The organism is Salinivibrio socompensis S35 (assembly GCF_000513715.1).
GTDB classification, from domain to species: domain Bacteria; phylum Pseudomonadota; class Gammaproteobacteria; order Enterobacterales; family Vibrionaceae; genus Salinivibrio; species Salinivibrio socompensis.
Genome location: NZ_AQOD01000178.1, coordinates 1 through 11574, shown reverse-complemented (window position 1 = coordinate 11574; position 11574 = coordinate 1). Strand labels below are relative to the sequence as shown.

9 protein-coding genes and 6 pseudogenes are annotated in these 11574 nt (G+C 49.7%); 6 read left to right on the top strand and 9 right to left on the bottom strand.

Annotated elements, in window-relative coordinates:
• Positions 1-232 (top strand): annotated as a pseudogene (locus DZ54_RS22680) (MBL fold metallo-hydrolase); the annotation flags it as partial.
• Positions 226-852 (top strand): DsbA family protein, encoded by a 627-nt coding sequence (locus DZ54_RS0116135; RefSeq protein WP_025675212.1) that lies wholly within the window; start codon positions 226-228, stop codon positions 850-852. The pseudogene DZ54_RS22680 and the gene DZ54_RS0116135, both read left to right, overlap by 7 nt.
• Positions 853-960: 108 nt before the next feature.
• On the opposite strand, the pseudogene DZ54_RS22675 reads toward DZ54_RS0116135, so the two are convergent.
• The 4 genes and pseudogenes from DZ54_RS22675 to DZ54_RS26940 form a co-directional block, all read right to left on the bottom strand.
• Positions 961-2123, bottom strand: a pseudogene (locus tag DZ54_RS22675) (DEAD/DEAH box helicase).
• Positions 2124-2267: 144 nt separating this feature from the next.
• Positions 2268-2441 (bottom strand): hypothetical protein, encoded by a 174-nt coding sequence (locus DZ54_RS24430; RefSeq protein WP_240474055.1) that lies wholly within the window; start codon positions 2439-2441, stop codon positions 2268-2270.
• A 112-nt stretch (positions 2442-2553) separates the two neighbouring features.
• Entirely contained in the window at positions 2554-3588 is a 1035-nt protein-coding gene (locus tag DZ54_RS22670) for an MFS transporter (RefSeq protein ID WP_276202075.1), read from the bottom strand.
• Positions 3585-3854 carry an MFS transporter gene (locus DZ54_RS26940; protein ID WP_205619428.1) on the bottom strand — a complete coding sequence of 90 codons (270 nt, stop codon included), beginning with the start codon at positions 3852-3854 and terminating at the stop codon, positions 3585-3587. Before DZ54_RS26940 ends, DZ54_RS22670 begins: the two co-directional genes overlap by 4 nt.
• Before the next feature lie 242 nt (positions 3855-4096).
• On the opposite strand from DZ54_RS26940, the gene DZ54_RS23790 reads away from it, so the two are divergent.
• Both DZ54_RS23790 and DZ54_RS23785 read left to right on the top strand, forming a co-directional pair.
• Positions 4097-4378, top strand: a complete 282-nt coding sequence (locus DZ54_RS23790; RefSeq protein ID WP_051416077.1) for an NnrS family protein — start codon at positions 4097-4099, stop codon at positions 4376-4378.
• A pseudogene (locus tag DZ54_RS23785) lies at positions 4356-5212 on the top strand (NnrS family protein). Before DZ54_RS23790 ends, DZ54_RS23785 begins: the two are co-directional and overlap by 23 nt.
• Positions 5213-5375: 163 nt before the next feature.
• Here the strand turns inward: DZ54_RS23785 and DZ54_RS26455 are convergent.
• The 4 genes and pseudogenes from DZ54_RS26455 to cysP form a co-directional block, all read right to left on the bottom strand.
• Positions 5376-6504 (bottom strand): annotated as a pseudogene (locus DZ54_RS26455) (sulfate/molybdate ABC transporter ATP-binding protein).
• A gap of 4 nt (positions 6505-6508) precedes the next feature.
• Positions 6509-7411, bottom strand: a complete 903-nt coding sequence (gene cysW / locus DZ54_RS0116105; protein WP_025675211.1) for a sulfate ABC transporter permease subunit CysW — start codon at positions 7409-7411, stop codon at positions 6509-6511.
• Between the two features lie 10 nt (positions 7412-7421).
• Positions 7422-8258 carry a sulfate ABC transporter permease subunit CysT gene (gene cysT / locus DZ54_RS0116100; RefSeq protein WP_025675210.1) on the bottom strand — a complete coding sequence of 279 codons (837 nt, stop codon included), beginning with the start codon at positions 8256-8258 and terminating at the stop codon, positions 7422-7424.
• Between the two features lie 58 nt (positions 8259-8316).
• Positions 8317-9321, bottom strand: coding sequence for a thiosulfate ABC transporter substrate-binding protein CysP (cysP, locus tag DZ54_RS0116095; protein ID WP_025675208.1), 1005 nt, complete (start codon positions 9319-9321; stop codon positions 8317-8319).
• A gap of 227 nt (positions 9322-9548) precedes the next feature.
• Here cysP and cysM point away from each other — a divergent pair.
• Positions 9549-10441, top strand: a pseudogene (gene cysM / locus DZ54_RS22655) (cysteine synthase CysM).
• 108 nt (positions 10442-10549) lie between these two features.
• On the opposite strand, the pseudogene DZ54_RS26450 reads toward cysM, so the two are convergent.
• A pseudogene (locus DZ54_RS26450) lies at positions 10550-10663 on the bottom strand (YeeE/YedE family protein); the annotation flags it as partial.
• Positions 10664-10972: 309 nt separating this feature from the next.
• Here DZ54_RS26450 and DZ54_RS0116085 point away from each other — a divergent pair.
• Positions 10973-11383, top strand: coding sequence for a diguanylate cyclase domain-containing protein (locus DZ54_RS0116085; RefSeq protein WP_025675206.1), 411 nt, complete (start codon positions 10973-10975; stop codon positions 11381-11383).
• Positions 11384-11574 lie beyond the last annotated feature (191 nt).

The window sequence follows — 11574 nt, the reverse complement described above, 5'->3', positions numbered from 1 at the left end:
AGCACTGAAGCCTAACGTGGTGATCCCAGGCCACATGACAGCGGGCACGGCACTGAACGCTGACACCATTACCTTTGCTCAGCAATATTTGAAAGACTTTGCCGAAGCGAAAGCAAACAGCAAAGACAGCGCTGAGCTGATTAAAACCATGCAAGCGAAATATCCGAAAGCAGGTCTGCCGATGGCTTTGGAAATTGGTGCGAAAGTGCACATGGGAGAGATGGAATGGTAAACGTCCACTACATTTTTGACCCAATGTGTGGCTGGTGCTTCGGCGCCGCCACCTTGATTGAGAGCCTGAGCAACAACTCTGACATTAACTTGCAGCTTCATCCGGGTGGTATGCGTGAGCGTGCGCCGATTGAAGACAGCTTTCGTCAACACATTTTGGCGGCGGATCAAACCATTGCCGATCAAACCGGACAAACCTTTGGTCAAGCTTATCTTGACCGCGTAGCAAGCGACCAGCCGGTGATTTTGGATTCATTTATTACCGCGCAAGCGATCCTCGCCACCCAGCAGATTGATGGGCAGGGTGCTGAAATGTTGAAACGTATTCAACAGGGTCATTATCAGCAAGGTCGTTCAGTCTATGAAGCCGACACGCTTGCAGTGCTTGCTAGTGAGATGGAGATAGATGCCGAGACCTGGCAACAGGCGATGAATCGCGCCGAAAATGACGTGATGCCCGCGGTGAATCAAACCCGTCAATTGATGGCAGCGCATGGCTTGCGCGGTTTCCCATCCATGCTGGTGGAGCAAAACGGCCAATGGCAAGTCATCACGGTGAGCCAATACTATCGTCGCCCAGACGCTTGGCAGGCGCTCTGGCAACAGCTTACCCAAGCGTAAAGCCGATAAACGAAAACGGCGAGCACTGGCSTCGCCGTTTTTGTTTTTGTTGCGATCACTGTTTTTGTTGCGATCACTGTTTTTGTCGCTATTACTTTGTCGCAGCAATCATTTCGGTTCAGTGGGCGGCACCGGTTTTTTGGGTTCAAAACCTTCAATAATACGGCGCTCTAGTGCGTGACCAAGACGTGCTTCAATCATACGCAAGTTCTTGGTGTTATCTTTTGAAACGAAAGAAATCGCCTCGCCCTGGGCACTGGCGCGACCGGTTCGACCAATCCGGTGCACATATTCATCGGCGGGGAAGGCAGATCGTAATTGACCACGCGTTCGAGCGACTCAATATCAATGCCGCGTGCGGCGACGCCGGTCGCAATTAAAAAGCGAACCTCACCGTTTTTAAAGTCTTCCAGTAATTGGGTCCGCACGGCTTGGCTACGTCCACTGTGAAAGGCCTCGGACTCAATGCCGCGCTTTTCCAATTGGGTGGCGAGTTTGGCCGCGCCGTGCTTGGTCTCGATAAAAATTAACGCCTGCTTCCAGCCATTTTCTTTAATCAAATGACTCAGCAGAGCCGATTTTTTGTCTTTATCGACGGGGATGCACCACTGAGTAATATTGTCTTTTGAAGCATCATGAGCGGCAATGCTGATCTCTTTACCTTCATCACCAATGGTCGCTTTGGCGAGATCGCGTACCTTGTTAGACAGGGTGGCAGAAAACAGCAGGCACTGAGTGCTTGCAGGCAATCGGTCGAGAATGTTCTGAATGGCATCAATAAAGCCCATATCGAGCATACGATCGGCTTCATCCAGCACCAGCACTTCCACTTCGTCTAAATAGATTGCACGTTGGCTGAGTAAATCGCGCAGTCGCCCTGGGGTGGCAACCAGAATATCAACCCCATCAATCAAGGCTTGCTTTTGTGCTTGCTCGTCCATGCCACCAACCATTGCCAAGTTTTTAAGCGCGGTAAACTGACTATCTTGGCGGGCACTCTCCGCTACTTGCAAGGCTAGCTCGCGTGTGGGGGCGACAACTAAAGCACGAGCGCGCTTTTTACGCCCCGCTTCACCTGCACATAATTTATCGATGATAGGCCAGATAAAACTCGAGGTTTTCCCGGTACCCGTTTGCGCAGCCGCAATCAGATCATGCCCTTGTTGGATGATCGGAATCGCTTTCGCCTGAATTGACGTTGGAGTGGTGAAGCCGCGTTGGGCAATGGCTTGGCAAAGCGGGGCGCTTAACCCCAGTTTTTTAAATGGCATAACAGACTCAACAAACAAGAGGCGTGTGTCCGCGTTATTGCTCAGACACACTGAATGGCGTCGAGTCTAGCACGAACCCCACATCCACACGACGTAAAATCTGCTGGTGTCCTGAGTACCGTTTGTACTAGGCCGCGTACTTTCTTAGCTCATGCGGGTAAATACGCATTCCGTTTCATATACAGCTTGCTCGTGGAGATAAGACCACGCATGGGTTTCTGTCCCTGTTTGCGCCGCTAACCGGTCGATAACAGCGTCAATGTGTCGACCTGCATAGTCTTTGTGAGGAGTAAATAGTTCCTTAATCGCTGATAACATAGCACGCTCCTTGTGTGTAACTAAATTACATATCAGTATGTTTGGAGCATGGTACGCGTTTTAATCGTGATCAACGTTAAATTTATATCTATGTTAAATAACATTTTTGTAATTAGTTTTCACTTTCGCGGTCTTCTTCGGCTGTCTCGATATCTTCTTCTATTTCCACACCGCGATAAGGTTCACCCTCTTCATCTTGAAGTTGATGATCATACGCTGCTTGTAGACCCGTGTCCTCGATCGCTTCTTCATCCCACTCTTGTTCGAGCTGGCGAGGGTAGAGTGGAGAGATAATGGCAACCACAATGCTGATTGATGCAAACAGTGAAAAAGCATTCGCGTAACCCATTTGCTCTACCAATAAGCCTAAAACGGGTGATCCAACGGCTTGGCCGAGTGATACAGCCAAAAAGGGCAATACGGGACCCAGAGATAAACGACCGGGGAGAAGGCGGATACCGGTCATTAGGTACAGGCCAGTTAAACTCATGTAGGCGAGGCCAAAGACCAATGCAGAAAACACCGCCAATAATAAGTTACTGGGGCTTGCTGCAATCAGTGCCATACTCGCAGCCAGCATCATTAGCATTAACGCGTGGGTAATGGGTGGATTGTTGCGATCGGCAAGATCAGCGGCTACCGCGCCGCCGAGACCAGCAAGGCCCACGGCAAACCATAACCAACCGGTGGCATCCGCAGGGAGCTCACCTAAAGTGATGACTAAATCTGGCGCGAAGATCCAATAAGCCGCAGATACAAACCCCATTGCAAACGCAAACAGTGATAAGCGCAGAAGTCGGGCCCATTGCAATCGACTAATGGGAGGGGCGGGAGCCGCATCTGTGGGCGTTACCGGTGAGACGGACGGTAGCATACGCCACGCCGCTAATACGCCGACTCCTGCAATGACCGCAAAAGAAAGATATGCCGTACGCCAGGCTGACTCAAGCGTCAATACCACAGGCACAGCAACGACCACGCCAATACTGGTCCCCGCATTCATTACTGAGCTGACGCGACCGTGAAGAGCACGATTGACGACCGCCTGCATCGCTGCGGTGAGGGCCGGCATCATTAAGCCAGTACAGATACCGCAGGCAACGACCCCAATACCGAGTGAAATCGCTCCTGACGCTTGGCTGATCACACCCAACCAACGGTGCCAAAAGATCCGGAGATAATCGCGGTGATTCTTGCACCGATCCGATCGGCGATGACGGAGGCAATTAAGGTGGCAAAGATAAAACTGATGAGCGGTAAGGCACTAATCATACCGATTTCAGACGGGCTTAATCCTAAATCGTGGCGTATTGGCGGAACAAATAGACCAAACGCAAAACGTGCTAGACCATAACTGATTGCGATAAGTGCGGCACCGAGTAACGCAAATTTAGTGCTAGATGGATAGGTCATGTTGTTCCTCAATCTCTGTTTGTGTTTGCTGGACTGTTGCGATGACGGGTGTGAGAAATTGTTGTGGCTACGGCTGGTTTCGTCCAGCATTTTGGGGTGACAATGTTTATCTTGGTCAATTAGTAAACAGAATACCCTTTCTTTTTGTGGCACATTAAAATAGTTCAAACTTGTTTAGTATCAATTGAGAAGCATTCTTTTGTGCTACGGTGGCAAGCTGATTTGCTTACGGAGTATTGGCCATGCTGTTGAACGTCACTGACAAACAAAAAGAGGATAAGATCCCGCCGTTGTTTCGACTTGGGTTCCGACCCTTTTTTCTCTTTGGTGCTCTTTACTCTTGTCTTGTCATTATTGTATGGACTGGGCTGTATATCCATCCCGGCATGATCTCACTGACGGTGCCTTCGTTGTGGTGGCATGCTCACGAGATGCTGTTTGGTTTTTCGATGGCGATTGTCGGTGGATTCTTAATGACAGCCGTAYACAAACTGGACAAGCGTGCCAGGCACCCGAGGGATTAAGCTTGTCGCCATTTTTTCGCTATGGTTGTTGGCAAGGCTTAGCTTCTGGGTCGATGTACCTATCTGGACTAGCTTAGTAATCGATACGCTGTTTATTATTTGCGTGGCATGGTCCTTGGGCTATCGCGTGGTGATGACCAAGCGCCAGCGCAATTATCTTTTTATCCCTATTTTGGCGATCGCGGCCTTACTTAATGCGTTATCTTACGGCGTGCTGTTGGGGGAGGTGTCTTTACCTATTAACCAAGTTTGGCACAGTACCTTGTTGTGGTTCATGCTACTGATTAGCGTGATGGGTGGACGTGTTATTCCATTTTTCACGGAAAAGAAATTGGGCATTCAGGTTTCAAGTACGCCAGTGTGGCTAGAGCGGGTGATTATCGCGGTGTTTGTGCTGCTGATTGGTGTCACTTTAGTGGCAGGCACTGACAATATGGTCGCGCGTGGCTTGTTGCTCGCCGCGGGTCTTGCCCAGAGCGTTCGGCTTTACCGCTGGCAAGGTTGGAAAGCGTACCAAGTGCCGATGCTGTTCTCGCTTCACTTGTTCTACCTTTTCATACCGTTTGGGTTAATATTAAAAGCGGTGGTGATTAACCCTTGGGCATCGAACCTGATTTGGCATCTCTTCGCGATAGGCGCGCTCGGAGGGTGATCTTGGCCATGATTGCACGGGTGACGCTTGGGCATACGGGACGGAATGTGTACCAGGGTCCCGCTGTCGCTTGGTTGTTTTATGCCTTGCTCATTTCCGCACTAATACGTGTATTGGGTATGTGGTTTTGGCCTGTTTATACCTTGAGCTTGTCGCGACGTCTGCGCTACTTTGGGTGGTGAGTTATGGTTGGTTTGTGGTGCAATTTGGCCCCATGTTGAGCAAAGCTCGCGCGGATGGCGGGGCGGGATGACCGCTCACCAAGGTCTAAACTTAAGCAATAAGTAGCAGATGCTAGGGTGATGGCACCTGCTGTGTTTTCGCGCCAATAAGAAAAGGCGTGCCTTAAATATCATACACCAAGCTGTCTGCCGCCAAAAATGGCCATTGTAGGCGATGGGGAGCTGTGTCGTCATGGTTGAAAAAATAGCCAATATGCGGCATCGCATACACGGTATCGCCTTTTTGGTAGGTTGCGGCTTGCCACGCATGATGGGTTAACGTTGCTTCCCACAGGTGGTCACTGCTCCAGCCTTGCGGTGCCAGTGATACGCGGACTTCGGCACCCACCGGGTTGATCGATACTACGCGCATAGGTAGCGATACCTGGCTATTGGGTTTGTCGCTGATCGTCAGCTCATGGCTGCGTACATACAAATGGCCGGATTGCTTGGTCTGCGCACAGAGGGCGGGTTCGATAAAGGCGTTACCATTTGTCCATACCCCTTGCTGAAACTGGCCTGTAAAGATATTCACATTCCCCAAGAAATCAAACACGAATCGACTCTTCGGCGAGGCGATAAAGATCGACTGGGCTATCGACTTGTTCAATTTTACCGTCACTCATCACCACCACGCGATCCGATAGCTCCAGCGCTTCATCTTGATCGTGGGTCACGAACACGCTGGTGAAAGCCATTTGATCATGTAAACGGCGTAACCATTGGCGTAGCTCTTTGCGCACTTGTGCATCCAGTGCACCAAAGGGCTCATCCAAAAGCAAAATGTCTGGCTGCGTCGCGAGTGCACGTGCTAAAGCGATACGTTGTTTTTGTCCGCCCGATAATTGCTCAGGATAACGCTGGCGAAGATGGCTCAGCTGGACCACCTCGAGCAGCTGGTTAACACGTTGACTGATAGCGGCCGCTGAAGGGCGCTCGCGCCGAGGCATGACTTGCAAGCCGAAGGCAATATTCTCCGCTACTGTCATATGTTTAAACAAAGCGTAATTTTGAAAGACAAAACCAACGCGCCGGTCACGGACATGGACTTGGGTGACATCGCGATCGCCAAAGTGGATTTGACCACTGTTGCTGTTTTCTAATCCCGCGATAATCCGTAATAGCGTGGTTTTTCCCGAACCTGACGGCCCGAGTAGCCCCATCATTTCGCCCTTTTCTATGGTGAGGGATAGCGGCGAAAGTGCCTGAAACTGACCAAAGTGTTTGGTGATGTTATTAAGTTGAATACGCATTATCTTACTGCTCACTCTGGGTCGTTTGTGGGACAAATCGGGCAGGCGTTGACGTGCTGCTCTCTTCTAGCGTGATTGAGTGTGCGCGCTGCTGGCGCCACTCCACCAAGGCTTTCAGCGCTAATGTGGCCAATGCCATAAAGGCAAGTAAAGAGGCACAAGCGAACGCGGCTTGGGTTTGATAGTCTTCATACAGAAGCTGCACCTGCAAGGGTAAGGTGTTGGTTTGGCCACGAATGCTACCTGACACCACGGCGACCGCGCCGAACTCGCCAATGGCACGGGCATTGGTCAATATCACCCCATATATCAGAGCCCATTTAATGTTCGGTAGGGTGACGCGGCGAAAAAGTTGCCACCAAGATGCCCCTAGCACTACCGCGGCTTCTTCTTCTGCATGTCCTTGCTGCTGCATTAACGGAATCAGCTCGCGAGCAACAAAGGGGCAGGTGACAAAAATAGTGACCAACACAATGCCAGGCAGTGCAAACATCACTTGAAGATCATGCTCAAATAGCCACGCGCCTAGCCAGCCGTTACTGCCATAAAGCAGCAAGTACAGTAAGCCTGCGACCACGGGAGAGACAGCGAATGGGATATCAATCAGCGTCGTGACCAGTTTACGGCCTGGGAACTGAAAGCGTGTTACTGCCCATGCCAACATCACGCCAAATACTAGGTTGATTGGCACCGTGATAACGGCGACCAATAGCGTTAAACCAATTGCATGGCGTGTGTCGGGCGCCAGTAAATGGTCAAAGTAGGTGGCAATACCGTCGGAAAACGCGATGGAAAAAATGCTCAATAAAGGGAGGACTAGCACGAGCGCAACCAGTATCAGCATTAATCCAATCAAGCTGCGTTTGATCCAAACAGAATCACCGATTCGGGCAGAGTGGGGAGTCATAAAGCTATCCTTACCGGCCGTGAATGCGTTTTAAGTAGCGACCTTGCCAAAGATTGATCGCAAACAGTAACGTTAGAGACGCCATCAAGATCACCGAGGCAATGGCACTGGCTGCTGGAAAGTCAAACTCTTGCAAACGAACAAAAATCATCAGTGAGGTGATCTCGCTGACGTAGGGCATATTGCCGGCAATAAAAATCACGGCCCCAAACTCGCCGAGACTGCGTGTAAAAGACAAGGCGACACCGACCAATAAGGCGGGTTTAATGGTGGGTAGGATCACCCGCCAGAATACCGCAAAATCGCTTGCGCCTAATAAGGTGCCGGCTTCTTCTTCCTCTTGCGAGATCTCTTCCAGCACCGGCTGTACGGTGCGCACGACAAAGGGCAGGCTGGTAAACATCATCGCAATGACAATACCTATCGGGGTATAGGCCACTTGTATACCTAAGTTGGCAAGCACACCGCCAATCCAGCCATTATCGGCATACAAGGTGGCGAGGGTGACACCGGCGACCGCGGTGGGCAATGCGAAGGGTAAATCAACCAATGCATCAATAAAGCGTTTGCCGATAAAATCGTATCGCACCAACACCCACGCAAAGAGCAGTCCAATCGCACCATTAAATAATGAGGCGATCAGCGCCGCGCCTGCCGTGACTTTATAACTGGCGACAATACGTGGGTCTGAGATAGCAAACCAATATTCCTGCCAGGTCATTTGACTGGTTTGCATGATTAAACCACTGGCTGGCAGCAGCAAAATCAAGCTGATAAACAACAAAGATACGCCCAAACTGATGCCAAACCCGGGGAGTACGCGTTGCTGGCGCACTCCTCGTGGCATGGCTTGGCGTTGATGCGATAACGATGACATAACGTCTCTATACAGGTCGTGATGAAAATTAGCGGCGCTGGAGCTGGTCTAGCTTTCCGCCACTGGCAAAGTGATTTTTCATTGCCTTGCCCCAGCTGCCTGTGATCTCTTCTACCGTCAGCAGTTCAACGTGAGGGAAGCGATCGGCATATTCTTCTGCGACAGCTTGATGGTGAACGCGGTAATTAAAGTTAGCCAGTAAACGCTGTGCTTTTTCACTGTAAAGATAAGATAGGTACTCGTTTGCTAATTCTGTTGTTCCATTGCGCTTGGCATTACGCTCCACGACTGCAACCGGAAACTCTGCCAGAATTGAGGTTTTAGGCACTACGATATCGTATTCATCACTGCCATATTGTTGGCGGATGTTGTTGACTTCTGATTCGAAAGTAACCAGCACATCACCTATGCCACGCTCAACAAACGAGGTTGTCGCGCCACGGCCGCCGGTATCAAACACAGCCACATTGGCAAGAAGTTGTTTTAAAAATTGGTCTTGCTGCTCGGTATTGTCTTTCCCAAACGCTTTTTGTGCGTAACCGAGCGCGGCTAAGTAGGTATAGCGCGCATTGCCTGAAGTTTTCGGGTTAGGAAAGACAGACGCGACATCGTCTTTGGCAAGATCGTCCCAGTTTTCAATGTTTTTGGGGTTACCCTTACGCACCAAAAAGGCCGTGGTGGAGTAATAAGGAGAACTGCTATTCGGGAAGTTGTCTTTCCAATCGGCATCAATCAGTTTGCCGCGATCGTGCAGCACCTGTACATCGGTAACTTGGTTAAAAGTGACAACATCTGCAGGCAAGCCCTGCATAATTGCACGCGCTTGGGCCGATGATCCGCTATGCGATTGCTTGATCGTGATGCTTTCGCCGGTTTTTTCCTGCCAGTGCTCCGCGAACAATGGGTTGTAGTCGGCAAAAAGCTCCCGCGCAATATCATAGGAGGAGTTCAATAGTGTTTGTTCCTCCGCGGACACTTGAGAAGCGCTGGTGGCAAGCAAGGCTGAAATAGCTAGCGTTTTGAATACCTTCATTGTGAAATTCCTTGATGACCGGTTGATGCTGTTCTAGCAATATAAGTAGGTGTTAGTCACAGAATAAAAGCAATCATCAGGAATAAAAAATAGTTTTACTATAACCATTTTATATATGTTAGTGAGAATATGTCTGCGTGCCGATGTTCGGACCCTTGTATGATGATGAGCATCAACAGCGCACCAAGGCTTAACGCCAGTGAATAGGATACGCAGAGGTAACAAACGTGACTGATTTCCCGACACTTGAAGACTACGTGGGACAAACCCCCTTGGTACGCTTGCAGCGGTTAGCCGCAGCGACAGGCAGCACTGTTTTGGTCAAACTCGAGGGCAATAATCCGGCCGTTCGGTGAAAGACAGACCCGCACTCAATATGATCGTGCAGGCAGAAGCGCGGGGTGATATCCAACCCGGCGATACCTTGATTGAAGCAACCAGTGGCAACACGGGAATAGCACTGGCGATGGCGGCGGCGATTAAAGGGTATCGGCTGATTTTAATCATGCCTGAAAATGCGACACAAGAACGCAAAGATGCCATGCGAGCTTATGGCAGTGAGTTGATCCTCGTCTCGCAAGTGGCGGGGATGGAAGGTGCGCGCGATCTGGCGTTATCCATGCAGGCTCAAGGTCAAGGTAAAGTGCTGGATCAGTTCAATAATCCTGATAACTGGCAGGCGCATCTAATCGGCACAGGGCCAGAAATTTGGCAACAAAGCCAACAAAAAATCACCCATTTTATTGCCAGTATGGGGACCACAGGCACGATTGTGGGAACCGCGCAGTATTTAAAAGCGCAAAATCCCGCGATTAAAACCATTGGCTTGCAGCCGACGGCAGGCAGTTCGATCCCTGGGATTCGTCGCTGGCCGGCTGAGTACCTCCCCGGCATTTATACCGATGAGCATATCGATGAAGTGATGGATATCTCTGAACAAGACGCCAAAGAAACGGCGCGCGCATTAGCGCGAGAGGAAGGTATTTGTGCCGGTGTTAGCTCTGGAGGCGCGGTATTTGCGGCCTTGCAAGTCGCCAAAGCACAGCCCGGATCTGTGGTGGTCGCCATTGTCTGTGATCGCGGTGATCGCTATTTATCGTCGGGGTTGTTTTCGTCGTAACTGTTTTCTTTCGTCGTCACAATGCGACCTACCACAATGCGACCTACAGTGAGTAGGCGGTGGATTGTGCCACCTGCTCTTGATTACTCATTGTTTGTTAACGTTTTTTCACGCGGCACCGATAAAGGTCAGCGTTGCAACGACTGACCGTTTCGATAAATGGCCCATGCCACAAATGCCATGCCCACTGGTATAGCCGTTTCCTAACTTAGTGCCTATCCCGTCCGACCTCATTGAGCTTCACAGCCACGTGATGATTTTCCTCTTAGTGCGTCAAAAAACGTGACTACTAAACGAGAGAGCAGCATACGGCACAAAAAATAAGAAAATACTAATTTAGTTATGGTTGTTTAATGTTGGAGGCGAGCCTTTTGCATTTTGATCATTTGATGGTCGCTATGTAGGTTATACTTATCTGACTCAATGGCTTGAAGCGGTGAAACGATAGAGCTGCTATGATGGACGATCATCAAAGGCGTGGGTGTCAAAGAGGAGTAACCGAGTAGTGTTAAGAGATCAAAAAGGCTTTTAATGAAGAAAACAGCGTACTACGCACTAAAATTAGCATTAATTTACTTCTTTTTTGCTTCGTTATGGATACTGTTTTCCGATCAATTGGTTAACGTGCTATCCGACAATCTAGAAATGTATGCTTGGGCGCAGTCGTTCAAGGGGCACCTGTTTGTCGTTATTACCTCTGTGTTACTTTGGGGGCTGGCACGGAAAAATAATCGTGATTTAGAGCGAGCGAGTGACATTGATACGGTTACCGGGCTTCATAGCCCCTCTGTCTTTATTCGCCGTGCCGATACATTACTGCGGCGTGCCAATGCCCAATCGTGCTACATGTTGTTTGTGGTTGATATTGATAACTACACGTCGGTAACGAACAAGCTGGGTTTTGATCGCACCAATCAACTGCTGATGGGGGTTGCGCACTGAGGAATCCCCTGATGATTTAGATAAAAATCATCAATTTAAGGTAGATGCACACCTTGTCATATGATCAAATGGTTTCACCAAAAATCAATAATCAGACAACAAGATGTGCGAACTCAATATCTTACATGACTCTCTCTACCAATTCTGTCCTGAACTGCATTWAAAGCGACTTAATAGCTTGATGTTAGCTT

Bases quoted from the DNA above. Each gene is read 5' to 3' on its own strand.
- DZ54_RS0116135 (WP_025675212.1), top strand. From the start codon at position 226: ATGGTAAACGTCCACTACATTTTTGACCCAATGTGTGGCTGGTGCTTC.
- DZ54_RS24430 (WP_240474055.1), bottom strand. From the start codon at position 2,441: ATGTTATCAGCGATTAAGGAACTATTTACTCCTCACAAAGACTATGCA.
- DZ54_RS26940 (WP_205619428.1), bottom strand. From the start codon at position 3,854: ATGACCTATCCATCTAGCACTAAATTTGCGTTACTCGGTGCCGCACTT.
- cysW (WP_025675211.1), bottom strand. From the start codon at position 7,411: ATGACTCCCCACTCTGCCCGAATCGGTGATTCTGTTTGGATCAAACGC.
- cysT (WP_025675210.1), bottom strand. From the start codon at position 8,258: ATGCCACGAGGAGTGCGCCAGCAACGCGTACTCCCCGGGTTTGGCATC.
- cysP (WP_025675208.1), bottom strand. From the start codon at position 9,321: ATGAAGGTATTCAAAACGCTAGCTATTTCAGCCTTGCTTGCCACCAGC.
- DZ54_RS0116085 (WP_025675206.1), top strand. From the start codon at position 10,973: ATGAAGAAAACAGCGTACTACGCACTAAAATTAGCATTAATTTACTTC.